This is a genomic window from Sphingomonas sp. R1, from assembly GCF_025960285.1.
Lineage (GTDB): Bacteria > Pseudomonadota > Alphaproteobacteria > Sphingomonadales > Sphingomonadaceae > Sphingomonas.
In genome coordinates, this window is sequence record NZ_CP110111.1 from 64,556 (window position 1) to 75,537 (window position 10,982).

The 10,982-nt window shown below is 59.3% G+C and carries 17 protein-coding genes, 1 tRNA gene and 1 pseudogene; 8 read left to right on the forward strand and 11 right to left on the reverse strand.

Annotated features, from left to right (window positions below; genetic code table 11):
• Positions 1 to 56: 56 nt before the first annotated feature.
• The 4 genes from OIM94_RS00400 to OIM94_RS00415 form a co-directional block, all read right to left on the reverse strand.
• On the reverse strand, positions 57 to 569 hold the full coding sequence (locus OIM94_RS00400; protein ID WP_264608171.1) for a hypothetical protein: 513 nt from the start codon (positions 567 to 569) through the stop codon (positions 57 to 59).
• An 18-nt stretch (positions 570 to 587) separates the two neighbouring features.
• Entirely contained in the window at positions 588 to 1,631 is a 1,044-nt protein-coding gene (locus OIM94_RS00405; protein ID WP_264608172.1) for a DUF4238 domain-containing protein, read from the reverse strand.
• Between the two features lie 457 nt (positions 1,632 to 2,088).
• Positions 2,089 to 2,505 carry a hypothetical protein gene (locus OIM94_RS00410; protein ID WP_264608173.1) on the reverse strand — a complete coding sequence of 139 codons (417 nt, stop codon included), beginning with the start codon at positions 2,503 to 2,505 and terminating at the stop codon, positions 2,089 to 2,091.
• Positions 2,506 to 2,527: 22 nt separating this feature from the next.
• Positions 2,528 to 2,806 (reverse strand): hypothetical protein, encoded by a 279-nt coding sequence (locus OIM94_RS00415; protein WP_264608174.1) that lies wholly within the window; start codon positions 2,804 to 2,806, stop codon positions 2,528 to 2,530.
• Positions 2,807 to 2,853: 47 nt separating this feature from the next.
• Here OIM94_RS00415 and OIM94_RS00420 point away from each other — a divergent pair, with 47 nt between their 5' ends.
• Positions 2,854 to 3,246, forward strand: a complete 393-nt coding sequence (locus OIM94_RS00420) for a hypothetical protein (RefSeq protein ID WP_264608175.1) — start codon at positions 2,854 to 2,856, stop codon at positions 3,244 to 3,246.
• Between the two features lie 239 nt (positions 3,247 to 3,485).
• Here the strand turns inward: OIM94_RS00420 and OIM94_RS00425 are convergent, their stop codons facing one another.
• Genes OIM94_RS00425 through OIM94_RS00440 form a run of 4 tightly spaced genes read right to left on the reverse strand, consistent with a single transcriptional unit; the run spans position 3,486 to position 4,616 of the window.
• A complete protein-coding gene (locus OIM94_RS00425) occupies positions 3,486 to 3,686 on the reverse strand; it encodes a hypothetical protein (protein ID WP_264608176.1) in 201 nt (66 codons plus the stop codon).
• Positions 3,683 to 3,940 carry a hypothetical protein gene (locus tag OIM94_RS00430; RefSeq protein ID WP_264608177.1) on the reverse strand — a complete coding sequence of 86 codons (258 nt, stop codon included), beginning with the start codon at positions 3,938 to 3,940 and terminating at the stop codon, positions 3,683 to 3,685. The genes OIM94_RS00425 and OIM94_RS00430 overlap by 4 nt, the downstream gene beginning before the upstream one ends.
• Entirely contained in the window at positions 3,937 to 4,416 is a 480-nt protein-coding gene (locus OIM94_RS00435) for a hypothetical protein (RefSeq protein WP_264608178.1), read from the reverse strand. The genes OIM94_RS00430 and OIM94_RS00435 overlap by 4 nt, the downstream gene beginning before the upstream one ends.
• Complete coding sequence (locus OIM94_RS00440) at positions 4,413 to 4,616, reverse strand: hypothetical protein (protein ID WP_264608179.1); 204 nt, start codon at positions 4,614 to 4,616, stop codon at positions 4,413 to 4,415. Before OIM94_RS00440 ends, OIM94_RS00435 begins: the two co-directional genes overlap by 4 nt.
• Positions 4,617 to 4,815: 199 nt before the next feature.
• Here OIM94_RS00440 and OIM94_RS00445 point away from each other — a divergent pair, with 199 nt between their 5' ends.
• Both OIM94_RS00445 and OIM94_RS00450 read left to right on the forward strand, forming a co-directional pair.
• Positions 4,816 to 5,244 carry a hypothetical protein gene (locus OIM94_RS00445; RefSeq protein ID WP_264608180.1) on the forward strand — a complete coding sequence of 143 codons (429 nt, stop codon included), beginning with the start codon at positions 4,816 to 4,818 and terminating at the stop codon, positions 5,242 to 5,244.
• 110 nt (positions 5,245 to 5,354) lie between these two features.
• Positions 5,355 to 5,951, forward strand: coding sequence for a hypothetical protein (locus OIM94_RS00450; protein WP_264608181.1), 597 nt, complete (start codon positions 5,355 to 5,357; stop codon positions 5,949 to 5,951).
• A 109-nt stretch (positions 5,952 to 6,060) separates the two neighbouring features.
• Here the strand turns inward: OIM94_RS00450 and OIM94_RS00455 are convergent, their stop codons facing one another.
• Positions 6,061 to 6,417, reverse strand: a complete 357-nt coding sequence (locus OIM94_RS00455; RefSeq protein ID WP_264608182.1) for a DUF2958 domain-containing protein — start codon at positions 6,415 to 6,417, stop codon at positions 6,061 to 6,063.
• A gap of 172 nt (positions 6,418 to 6,589) precedes the next feature.
• On the opposite strand from OIM94_RS00455, the gene OIM94_RS00460 reads away from it, so the two are divergent.
• Positions 6,590 to 6,787: a hypothetical protein gene (locus tag OIM94_RS00460; RefSeq protein WP_264608183.1), complete on the forward strand. Its 198-nt coding sequence runs from the start codon at positions 6,590 to 6,592 to the stop codon at positions 6,785 to 6,787.
• Between the two features lie 98 nt (positions 6,788 to 6,885).
• On the opposite strand, the gene OIM94_RS00465 is transcribed toward OIM94_RS00460, so the two are convergent.
• Positions 6,886 to 8,481, reverse strand: coding sequence for a recombinase family protein (locus tag OIM94_RS00465; protein ID WP_264608184.1), 1,596 nt, complete (start codon positions 8,479 to 8,481; stop codon positions 6,886 to 6,888).
• Between the two features lie 55 nt (positions 8,482 to 8,536).
• On the opposite strand from OIM94_RS00465, the pseudogene OIM94_RS00470 reads away from it, so the two are divergent.
• Positions 8,537 to 9,037: pseudogene (locus OIM94_RS00470) on the forward strand (ATP-binding protein); the annotation flags it as partial.
• 15 nt (positions 9,038 to 9,052) lie between these two features.
• Positions 9,053 to 9,286, forward strand: a complete 234-nt coding sequence (locus OIM94_RS00475) for a hypothetical protein (protein WP_264608185.1) — start codon at positions 9,053 to 9,055, stop codon at positions 9,284 to 9,286.
• Between the two features lie 10 nt (positions 9,287 to 9,296).
• Here OIM94_RS00475 and OIM94_RS00480 read toward each other — a convergent pair whose 3' ends face one another.
• Positions 9,297 to 9,749, reverse strand: coding sequence for a hypothetical protein (locus tag OIM94_RS00480; RefSeq protein WP_264608186.1), 453 nt, complete (start codon positions 9,747 to 9,749; stop codon positions 9,297 to 9,299).
• 158 nt (positions 9,750 to 9,907) lie between these two features.
• Between OIM94_RS00480 and OIM94_RS00485 the strand changes: the two genes are divergently transcribed.
• Positions 9,908 to 10,747: a formate/nitrite transporter family protein gene (locus OIM94_RS00485; protein ID WP_264608187.1), complete on the forward strand. Its 840-nt coding sequence runs from the start codon at positions 9,908 to 9,910 to the stop codon at positions 10,745 to 10,747.
• Between the two features lie 50 nt (positions 10,748 to 10,797).
• Positions 10,798 to 10,882, forward strand: a tRNA-Leu gene (locus OIM94_RS00490).
• Positions 10,883 to 10,982 lie beyond the last annotated feature (100 nt).

Here is a 10,982-nt window from a genome sequence, read left to right on the forward strand (position 1 = left end):
GCGGGCTCTCTTTGGCCGAGATCCTGTGGCTCCTATGGAGTGCAGGACAAACCTATTTACACACCGTCGCCACCCTCACCCACAATGGAGTTCCAGTCCAGGATAACAGGCTGATGCTGCACAACCTCCATCTGGACCTTTTCTCCGTAAACCTCGCGGTTGATCTTGGTCGTATAGGCATTGATGACCTTGAATGCGAACATCTTGTCGCTTGGACTCATCTCCAGGTTGTTGATCATGTCGATCAGCCTGTCCCACATGATGTGGCTACCAAATGATTTCCAGTCCAGGAACTCCCGTAGAGCTTCCTTGTTCTCGTGGAAGTAGCGGGTGACCGACTGCTCGTTAATCCCCATGCCCCTACAAGCGTTGCTCAGAGTATCCCCGCCAATAAGACGCGTCTTGATCGCCTCAATATGCTCGGGGAGAATCGTTTTCCAACCGTCTGTGGGGTTGAGGTTCTGATCGGCAATCTCGCTGATCGTCGCCAATTCTTTCGATCGACGTGCCTTCTGTGCGATGGATGCGGCAGACTGCCCTTCGAGCTGTTGTGTTTTGCGCTGTGCCATACGACTATTTACGCGGCGTCAGGTATAGTGGGTCATGCCCACGGAAGCTTTGCCTGCTTTCTTATCTTCAGCAACCATTTTCGCGAAGGTAAAATCTCCTCTTTTGTCGATGACATATCGCTCCGCAAATTCAACCTGAAGTGAGTTGTAGAACTTCATGTTCTCTCCGTCAGAAGGGATTGGGTGGCCGCTATTGAAGCGCTCTATCATCTCCAGCGCGCCATCCTCTTTGCTCGCATCTTCCAGAAACGCTTTCATGCTTGCCGCATTGAGCTTACCCTGCGTTAGAAGCCCAAAGGCAAACTTGCGCGATAGCTCCATGTTCGCATGGTGCCTCATCTCGATATCGTTCAGGATGCTAGGGCACCAAGCACACAAAAGCAGGTCGGATGACAGAGGGAGATAGATCTGGATACCGCGCACCTTCAATCCTAAGTTGCCATAAGGCGCGTAATCGTTGCTGTTGTGCAGTGCGACTGGATTGTCACCTAGATAGAAATGCGTGCCTGGTGCAGCCTCTGCGAGCAAGAAGTCTTTCTCGCTCATCATTATCGCGGTTTCGCGGAGCCATTTGACTGTAGTGTCCAGATGATCGCGCTTTAGGCGATCCTCGGTTAATGGCTCCCAGCCTTCAATGTCTTCCTTTCGAAGGCCCATCTGTTCAACCTTACGTGTCAGCACATCATCCAATTCCGCGAAGCGATTGCGATGTGCCTTTGTGCGGAGGAACTGAAACGCCAAGAGCGTCGAAATGGCCGCCCGACTGTTCGGGTCGTTAAGAAGCCTGCGGTCACGGATGATCTGCTCGTAGGTGGGCTTGACGTTTTCCTCGATCTGCCAAGCGCTCTCTTCAAAGGAGACACGCCAGTGTTCACCTACGACAAACTCGTTGAAGCGACGCTCGGCCATAATGCCACGAATGGATGTGACGAACTGCCGGTCATCGTGAATGTCGTAGACCGTGACGCGCTCCTTTGCCTCATTGCTAAGGAAGCGACGGAGAATGATTTTCGGAACGTAGTGCTGGTTCTGCGCTCCTTGTTCTTTGCTCTTTTCACCCATGCCTACATGTTAGCGGAGGTTGTTGAGCCTCTCTAGCCACTTTCGCAAATTTGGTTGGCAGTGGCCCATTGCATCAATGATCAGGGGCTGGCAGCAGCTTCGTCGGGTCGGGAAGCATGGGAAACACAGGGGCAATTAGGGTGTAGGCATTCCACACGTATGAAGCCGCTTCGGTGTAAGGCCGAACCTTATCAATCGTCTCCTTGAACTTCACCAAGATCGACCAGATACCTCTGAGTGCCGCCTCGGGGTCGCAGTTTCCCTCTTTGACGCATACTGCGGACGACTGTGCAACGATATCAACAACCGTCCTGAACGAACTTAGGACATAAGAGCTTCCAGCCCACCGGACATACTTGAGCTGAAAGCGAAATGCGCCGAGGCCGTCTTTGATCGCTTGCCGGACAAATGGAAGCAAGTCTTCGCTTTTATCAAGTTCATCAAGATAAGCGTCTATCTAATCGATAAACTCTTCGACTTCCTCGTTTGATAGCTCAGGGTAGCTGAGAATGGGTCTAACCGTGCCCTCCAACATGCTTAGCGCGGAACCATGATCCCTCACGCACTGCAGACCACCGCCGGGGCTATGGGTCCATGGCGAAACAAAGGATTGTGTCTTAAACGCCTCTTTGAAGCCGTGAAGGTGAGAAACGGTCTTCTCTTTGCTACGAGACGTGACGTTGGACGCTTCGACCAAATCGATTACGAGATCGATGCGCTCCATAATGCACGTGATGATTTTGAAGAACTCAGTCGAGGATGGCCGCACGCCAAACTTGTTCGCGAGGACGACCTCACCCGCAGAGCTTCCGCCATCGATGAGGCGATCTGCAATTTCTGACAATTCGGTCGCGGGGTCGGTTAGGTCAGCCATCGGTCAAACCTAACGGTTCCCCTTACGTTCGCAAGGGGGTGTGCTTCTGCTCGCGTTCGTGCAGGCGGTACAGCTGGCGCATGGCTGCGCCATCCTTGAGGTTCAGCTGGAGGGCGATTTGCTCCCTCGTGCATCCCCTTGCGATCATCTCCAGGCCGGTAATCGCGCGGGCGGGATCGAGGAGGCTATCGGGCAAAGCGGGCACCGGGGTATCGAGGGCAAATTGCCAGCTGCCGGGCCAGGGCGTGGGATCTTGCTGGAGGGTTCGTGCCTGGGCGAGCGAGAGAATGATGCGGGGCATCCTGTACTTAACGGGATGGAAAGGGGTGCCTTTCTACGCACCGAGGCATGAAAGCTCGATCAAACCGGCGCGGCAATGCCGTACGGATCGCCAACTTAGGCGCAGATTTTCACGCGAATATGCCGCAGCTGGCGGGGGTCGCGGCAGTGGACAGGCGGGCCAAGGCGTTCATCGTAGACAAGTTTTATGACCTTGGTGAGTACATGCTGGCCGCTGGTCAGCGCTACATCGAAGCTGCCCGCGACCAGCACCCCAAGACGCATTTTGTTTTCGACTTCCACGTAGGGGAGCCCGCGCTTTTGGGTGGCACGTTCGGCTACAATTGGAAGACGAAGCAGCTGGAGGCCTGGATCTGGACGGAGCAGCCCGACCTTGTTGATGCTGCCGACCCGGAGACGGTTCGCGCTGAGCACGCCGACTTTATGGCGCTGATGGACTAATTCGTCGGGCGCGTATGGCCGCGAGCGCATTTGGAATATCTCGGTCCCCGTCCTAGAACCGTAGTCCACACCTTTGTGGGAACAGCCATGGAGGCTTGAATGCGTTATGTTTTGATTGGGATGCTCCTCGCGCTTGGTGCCTGTGAGAAGCAGTCGGAGCCCGGCTCGAATACGAGTGAGGGTAATCACGTCACCATGCGGGGCAATGACGAGTTGGCCAACAAATTGTCTCACGGCAATTAAGCCAAGGCCAGCTTGAGCATGAGGGCTGTGGTGCGGTCACTTGTCGTCACTTCGACGGCAAACTCCTCACCACGGCTCCTCGGATAGTGCAGCGCTACGTCCTGGATGAGCTTGGCTCGTTCGGGATGCAGGCGCTTCCACTTGATCAGGCGGTCATAGCCATCTAGGTCGAACACGATGGAGTAGGGCGGCTTCATCGCTGGTATGACTGAAAGACCAAGCACTCGGCTTTGAGATTGTCGAAAGCAGCCTTCATGGTGGAGGGTTGATCACAGTCGTTCCAGAGCGCTTCTAGCTGATCCTGATCGACCACGAGGTTCCAGCGCAGTCCAATTCGGAACCTGTATTCGCCGGGAGTGCAGACGAAGGTTTCGACCTTGCTCGACAGAGCCCGTGCTAGAGCCCTCTCGACATCAAAGCACATCACATCATGGGGTACGATGTTGCTCATGGTCGGGCGTCGTCTCCTGGACGCCTCCACATCGCCAGTTTGAACATGACCGCATCGTCGCGGTCGCGGAACTGGACCATGTATGACTGAACGCCTCGCGAAAATGCGGCGCTCCAATTTTCTCGTACGATGCCCGCTTCATTGACACCGCCCTGAATGGCAATTCTGTTGAGCAACCTCCGGCTCGCTGTGGTCAACAGGCCGCAGTGAACGATTTCCACTTTCTCGTGGCTGTCGGACCTCAACAAGGCTTCGCGCTCGTCTGGGTCGGTCACATGGTGATCGTCACCGGCGCGCTCTGCGTCTTTTTGCGCCTCTATAATCTTGACGCTGCGCCACTCTTCAAGAGTAAGCTCGCCCTTCATCTCACGAGTGGCAATCCGATAACGTTCGGACGGAAAATTTCGAAGCCACTCGACGACTGTTTCGTACTCGACAGTGGAAACGTTGAACTTGAACGGGAATGGGTCCGTCATGCTGCACCAACCTTGCCTTGGAGGAGGCGAGTGAGTGCAGTAAGGCTGCCAAGCGAGATGGCGAACCAAAGCGGGCAATTGTAGCCCCAAAAGCCGGCGACGAGACTGAAGAACGCGGTAAAGACTGCCGCCTGGCTGATCAAGCTGCAAAGCATGATCAGAATCGCGATGAGGATGATAACGGGCGAGTTTGCATTCATTGAGAGTGTCTCCTTTGCTAGACACATCTACTTATTCAATTGCGCATTCTCGTTCTGACGGGGTTGATCACCCAACCTTGGGCTCAACCAGAAAACCGCCCTGTCAACCTCATTGAGTGCTCGCCCTGCAACCAGAGTGGCAACACAAGCTGGTTATCAGGAGCGCTTGTGCTGCTGGTGCAGATCGGAGTTTTACAACATGGCATTCGACCCCAAGAACCTCATCCCCGCTGCTCAGGTTTCGGCTTTCTCCAAGGACGCTGGACAGCGCAGCACCAAGCAGGTCGCACTCGACAACATCGCGAAGATGCGTGAGCTGTTCCTGGACCCCAAGAAGGAGGGCAAGCGCAACTTCAAAGTGGCCGATGATCGCGTGGCCTTCACGATCCGGGTCAACAACACGGCCCTCGTGCTGGAAGTCGCAAACGTCCAGGGCACCAAGGTAGAGGTGCGCGAGATGTCGGCTCCAAAGGCGGATTTTGCCGCCGCGCTGGACTACTATGCGGAGCGCATTCGCAAGGATGAGTACAAGTCGCAGCTGGATGCACTGGCGGGCAAGCGCGAACAGCGCACCAGCAAGATGCGGCAGACGCGCGCGGCAAAGAAGACCGATGGCGCAAAGTCCTAACGGCTCACCGCTTACCCGACTACACAGGCCCCCACTCTGGGGGCCTTTTCTTTTGACATTCTGGTAACCCCGTGTGCCTATCCCGTCCGCGAACAACTGTGGAGGCACCAATGGCCCGAGACTATTCCGCTTTTGCGGCATCCGACGATGAGAAGGCGCTTGCAGACGTTAAGCCCTTTGACGCTTCGAAGGGCCGCGATCAGCTGATTGCGCGGATCGACCGGACCCTAAAGCAGCTGAACGGTGAAATAGGGTTGCAGGGTGGTAGCGACTTTTCGCGCAAGCACCACAACGTCATCCATTATCGACCCACCCTCAAGGGGCAGCGTATCTACCTCACCCTGGATAGTGAGGAGCACTTCGCCACCACGACTAGCAAGATGCCCGGTCTTCTGGAGCAGTTTCGCAAGGACGTGGAAGCCGAGGTCTACGACGACCAGATCAAGCACGTTCTGACCGCTACGGCACCCACAAACATCGCTCCTACCGGCAAACGCAAGGCTGCTGGCACCGGCACTCCTCGTGGCCAGGGTTTGGGGAAGGTGTCGCGTCCTGACGATCCCGAGTGGATGGCCAAATTCCGCGAGAAGGTAGGTGAGCCCGATCCCTCGATTGTGGACCCGGTTCCCAACAGCAAGGGCACCAAGTGGGTGCCGCGTGCCAACACGCTGCGCGGTCAGAGCGCCGCCGCAACGCGGTACTCCTGACATGGAAGAGCCCAGGGCGTAAGGAGAGAAACACCCTGGGCTCCGTTGATCAAGGAGAGCGGTTGGCCAATGACCTAAAGTCCAACCGCACACCTATTTACCAGGCCTGCTAGGGGCGAATGTAGCCCAGCTGGTGCGCTTCACGTGCATACTCGCTCAGCGGCTTTGTGGCCTTGAAGTGAATGTCTTCCTCGATCCCCAGACCACCGAGCCCCTTGAACTCGGCAAGCTCGTCCATGCTGACGTAGCCCATTTCCGGGTAGCCCATGTCCGCTAGCCCGAACGCAAGGCCGTCCTCGTCGCACTCGGTAAGCAGCCACGTGCCACCCCCCGTGGGATTAAAGAGTTTGCATACGGGCTCGAAATCTCGCTCCGACTTGCGCCCCTTGTGCGGCAGTTGCTCCCGGTAATTCGCTTGCAGCTTCTCCAGGGTTTCGCTGCGCAGTAGCTTCTTCCAGTTGTCCAATTGAGCCTCCTAGTTTGGCCCAAGGACACACGGCTCCTTCTGACAAAAAGGGCAACCTGTTTTCTGAACTGCGCGAGCAGATATTCAGAATACGCGACCACATCAGGTTTCTGAATTCTTTGCTCGACCTTCTGCCAGAACGGCAACAACAAGCTGGGGAAGGAGACAAGTGGTGCAGATCGAAATCGCAAACATCGACCTCGGCAAGTTCGCAGACTTTATGCTGGAAGAGATCGACACCAATCCCGACTACGAGGACGATGCTTTCTCCGTAGAGTATGGGGGACAGCGCTTCTACGTGGAGCGCTATCCCACGCACTTCTACATGGAAACGCGGCATGGTGAGGTGTTCGAATTACCGCGCCATTGAGCTCCAACGACGCTCTTCCTGATAGCAAGACACCCCAGACGCTGCGCTGGGGTGTTTCCATATCCGCTGCTCGTCTTGAGCGTCTGTGGGGCAGGGGATTAGGCAGGCTCGTAAGCGCCTTCCAGCAGCGTCCCATCCTCATCGAACAGCCACCACGCTGTGTCGTCCGGCTCGATCCTGAAACAGCCATTGTTGGTGATCGCGATGCGCTTGATGATCCGCCGCAGCGACATATTCACTCGGCCTCGTGCATAGACGCGCACCTCGTCGTTCGTGCTGGTCAATTCCGCTCTCAAGCTCTCGATGGCCGCGATGTCATCATCGTTGGACGGCTTAGCCATTTCGATAGCGAGGCTCTTTTCCGCCGCCTGGATCGCCTCCGATTGCTGATCCACCTGCTCCTCAAGGGCTGCGATGCGCTGCACGATGGCTTTGCTGCCGCAATCGGCGAGGGCGTCCACGAGATTGTTGAGCCGGTCCTGGTCGGCATTGCGCTGCCGCGTGAGTTCTGCAATCCGGTTGCGCAGTTCCACCACAACTGTGGTTTCGGTGCGCTTTTGCACGAGTTGCGGTAGCAGCTGATTCAGCACGGTGGCTTCCACGACATCGTAGTTCAGGATCGTGCCGTTATCGCATTCCAGCTTTCGCCGTGAACGGTCGCACCGAAGTCGGCGGTGATCGTTGCGCCGGTAGATGACCGTCTCCCCGTTCTTCTTCGTGTATGACTGTCCCTTGTCCTCGAAATAGCGGAAATGGGCACCACCGCCGCATTGATCGCAAAACACCATCTGGCTCAGCAAATTGCGGTTGCCTTGGGTCTTGGTCGTTTTCTGGTTGCCCTTTCGCATCGCCAGTGCGGCTTGCGCACGGTTCCATTTTTCGGCGGCGATCGCCTGCGGCCAGAAGTCGGTAGCGAGCGTCTTCCCATCGGTTGTCACGTACTCGCCCAGGACGGTGCGCTTGGTGAGCAGGCGATAGATGTAGCTGTAGAACCAGCCGTTATTGCCCCGGCGTTGTTCGGGTGGTGTCCAGCTGGGCTCGCCGCGCTCGTGCAGGATGGTCACAATCCTGTGGATGCCAACCCCGTCGATATAGAGGTCGTAGATGTCGTTGAGCACGCGGGTGCGGTGCTCGTTGAGGACCATCTTTCCGTCGATGCGATCCACCCACATGGGCGTATTGGGGATGGAAGCTGTCTGCGTGCCGGCAACGATGTTCTCGAAGCGCTTTTGCCAGGATGCTTTGGTGCGCTTGCTCTTTTTGCTGCTCTCCTCGTGTGCCTGCTGGGCGAGGATGACGAGCTTGAAAATGTCCAGCATCTCGCCGCTTTCGGCGGACTTGTAGACATGCCCGTCGTGGTAGGTCGCGACATCAACGCCGTTCCCGTTCAGGCCCCAAATCAGCTGCGCGGCTGCTTTCGCGCCCTGACGGCTCAATCGGTCGATGTTCTCGACCACCAGCACTTTGTCTCGATGAAGGCCGTTCCGAGCCTCCAGCTCGAATTCGTGCAGCGACGCGCCTTCAAACCGATTGGCACCATGAAAGGCGCTTCGGCCTTCGTCCGTGATCGTCTTCTCGACCGTCCAACCGCGCTCGACGGCAAATTCAGTGCCGTGCGTCTGCTGGCGCTCAATCGAGAAGCCGCGTTGTTCGGATGTTGAAAAGCGCGCGTATATGACGGCAGTTTGCGACATGCGCTTGTCCTTGCAGGTAGGAGTTACGTTTCTGTTTACGTACATCGCAAATTGGGTGCAGCTGATCGCGGCCATGAACCCGTGCCGCTGCGGGCATCTGGGGGATCCGGCGCTCGCCTGCGCCCGCGCGCCGCGCTGCGCGGCGGACTATCAGGCCAAGGTCTCGGGTCCGCTGCTCGACCGGATCGACCTGCATGTCGAGGTCCAGCCGGTCACTGCCGCCGATCTCGTCCTGCCGCCCCCGGCCGAAGGATCGGCCGAGGTGGCAGCGCGGGTGGCGGCAGCGCGCGCGCTCCAGACGGCGCGCTATGCCGGGACCGATATCCGCACCAATGCCGAGGCGGAGGGCGCACCGCTCACCACCTTCGCAAGCCCCGACAAGCCTGGCAGCACGTTGCTCGCGCAAGCCGCCGAGACGATGCGGCTGTCGGCCAGGGGCTATACCCGGGTGCTTCGCGTCGCGCGGACGATCGCCGACCTGGCGGGCGCGGAGGGCGTGGGGCGTATCCACGTCGCCGAAGCGCTGAGCTATCGGCGCCAGGCGCCGAGAAACTGACGCGGCGAAGAACCAATGGACAGCCCTTCGGAATCCTATTTCAGCGTAGCGACGCGGCACGAAGCCGCGGCTGTCGCCCATGTCACCAACCGAGGATTTCCACCCTGCCGGATCGAGCGGGAGGAAAGCGGTGTGTCGATCCTGGTCTTTCCGCCGCTGCCGGAGGTGGAGATGGCGGGCCTTGCGCAGGCGCTGCCGGTGCATCTGAGCACCAAGATCGGGATCGTCGGCGGGCCGCCCCTTCGGTAATCCGCTGCCGCTATCGCCGCGCGGCGGTTCGCTGGCAGCGGGCGATCCCGATCGAGAAGACGAGCCCCGCACCAGCCCCGCCGAGCAGATAGAGCGGCGTGGTCGCCCCGTCGAAGCGCGTGCCGGTCAGCGCCTGGGCGAATCCGCGCGACAGCGACGGCGGGATCAGCGCAAGCGTCGCCCCCACCGCCACCAGCCCGACCAGCACGGCCGTGCCGGGACCGATCCGGCGCATCCGGCCTAGCCCGAGAAAGCCGAGCAACAGGATCCCGCCGATCATCAGTTTCACCGCGGGCCCGACATCGTCGGCAACCTGCCAGGTGCTTGCCGGCAGGCGGTGCAGCCCGGTGCCGATCGCGGCGGCCGATGCCGAGAGCCCGCGATAGGCGATGATCGCGCTCGGCAGGAAGATGGCGGTCGCCCAGGCGGTGACCCACGCTGGCAGGAAGCATCGCAACGACATTCTGACCCCCGTCTTTCCTGGTGAACGCGCCCAAGCGTGGCAAAGACTGGCTGCACCCGCATGGGGATGCAAGCAAATCCCCGCCAGAACGGCTTGCCCGGCGCGACGGCCATGCAACACGGGCGGCAACCTCGCGCGCCCGTCCGCGTTCAAGCCCGGTGCAACAGCCCCGAAACGAAACGCCCGACGGCGAAAAGGCCGATCTCCCCCCTCAGGAAGAGGAGGAAGTCGAAGAGCGCCAGGCCGCGTCCTCGCGCGTCATCCACGAGGTCATCCGCCGCCAGGGCGACGAGGAACTGGACCGGCCGTCTAGCTCGCTGTTCTTCTCCGGCGTGGTCGCCGGCGTGGCGATGGCGGCGTCGGTGCTCGGGCGCGGGCTGATCGAAAGCCATTTGCCGGACACCGCATGGCGGCTGCCGGTGGCGAGCATCGGTTATTGCCTCGGCTTCGTGATCGTCGTGCTGGGGCGGCTGCAGCTGTTCACCGAAAGCACGCTGTCCGCGGTGATCCCCGTCGCGGCGAGCCCGACGCTGCGCAATGTCGGGCGGCTCGCGCGGCTATGGGGGCTGGTGCTGGCCGCCAATCTCGTCGGCACGCTGTTCATCGCCTATCTCGCTACCGAGGGATGGGTCGGCACGGAGGCGAGCACCAAGGCGATGCTCGATACCTCGCGCAGCCTACTCGCGCTGTCCGGCTGGGACGCGGTGCGCGCGGCGGTTCCGGCGGGCTTCCTGATGGCAGGCATCGCCTGGTCCTTGCCCGGCGCGCGCCGACAGGAATTCTTCGTGCTGGTGTTCTGCACCTATTTCATCTCGCTCGGCGAGTTCGCCCATGTCGTCGCCGGCGCGGTGGAGGCATGGATGCTGTGGCTGGCGGGGGAGGCGAGCCTGTCCTGGGCGCTGGGGGGCTTCCTCGCGCCGGCGCTCGTCGGCAACATCCTGGGCGGATCGGTGCTGTTCGCGTTGCTGGCCCATGCGCAGGTGCACGAAGAAGTGTGAAGCGGGTTGCGGCACGGCCAAGCTTCGTCTAGCCGTGCGCATCCTTCGCTGCCCCTGTGGCGAAATTGGTAGACGCATTCGACTCAAAATCGAACGCCGAAAGGCATGCTGGTTCGAGTCCGGCCAGGGGCACCACGAGATATTTGCATTGCTGGAGCGACCGGTCGGAAGCCGTGATGCAGTAGCGGCGCAAGGCACGGTGGTCGTTCCGGTACGTCCCGCGACCATCGGCACG

What these genes read in the sequence shown, in the direction of transcription:
- OIM94_RS00400 (WP_264608171.1), bottom strand. Translation starts at nt 569, where the DNA reads ATGGCACAGCGCAAAACACAACAGCTCGAAGGGCAGTCTGCCGCATCC.
- OIM94_RS00405 (WP_264608172.1), bottom strand. Translation starts at nt 1,631, where the DNA reads ATGGGTGAAAAGAGCAAAGAACAAGGAGCGCAGAACCAGCACTACGTT.
- OIM94_RS00410 (WP_264608173.1), bottom strand. Translation starts at nt 2,505, where the DNA reads ATGGCTGACCTAACCGACCCCGCGACCGAATTGTCAGAAATTGCAGAT.
- OIM94_RS00415 (WP_264608174.1), bottom strand. Translation starts at nt 2,806, where the DNA reads ATGCCCCGCATCATTCTCTCGCTCGCCCAGGCACGAACCCTCCAGCAA.
- OIM94_RS00420 (WP_264608175.1), top strand. Translation starts at nt 2,854, where the DNA reads ATGAAAGCTCGATCAAACCGGCGCGGCAATGCCGTACGGATCGCCAAC.
- OIM94_RS00425 (WP_264608176.1), bottom strand. Translation starts at nt 3,686, where the DNA reads ATGAAGCCGCCCTACTCCATCGTGTTCGACCTAGATGGCTATGACCGC.
- OIM94_RS00430 (WP_264608177.1), bottom strand. Translation starts at nt 3,940, where the DNA reads ATGAGCAACATCGTACCCCATGATGTGATGTGCTTTGATGTCGAGAGG.
- OIM94_RS00435 (WP_264608178.1), bottom strand. Translation starts at nt 4,416, where the DNA reads ATGACGGACCCATTCCCGTTCAAGTTCAACGTTTCCACTGTCGAGTAC.
- OIM94_RS00440 (WP_264608179.1), bottom strand. Translation starts at nt 4,616, where the DNA reads ATGAATGCAAACTCGCCCGTTATCATCCTCATCGCGATTCTGATCATG.
- OIM94_RS00445 (WP_264608180.1), top strand. Translation starts at nt 4,816, where the DNA reads ATGGCATTCGACCCCAAGAACCTCATCCCCGCTGCTCAGGTTTCGGCT.
- OIM94_RS00450 (WP_264608181.1), top strand. Translation starts at nt 5,355, where the DNA reads ATGGCCCGAGACTATTCCGCTTTTGCGGCATCCGACGATGAGAAGGCG.
- OIM94_RS00465 (WP_264608184.1), bottom strand. Translation starts at nt 8,481, where the DNA reads ATGTCGCAAACTGCCGTCATATACGCGCGCTTTTCAACATCCGAACAA.
- OIM94_RS00475 (WP_264608185.1), top strand. Translation starts at nt 9,053, where the DNA reads ATGGACAGCCCTTCGGAATCCTATTTCAGCGTAGCGACGCGGCACGAA.
- OIM94_RS00480 (WP_264608186.1), bottom strand. Translation starts at nt 9,749, where the DNA reads ATGTCGTTGCGATGCTTCCTGCCAGCGTGGGTCACCGCCTGGGCGACC.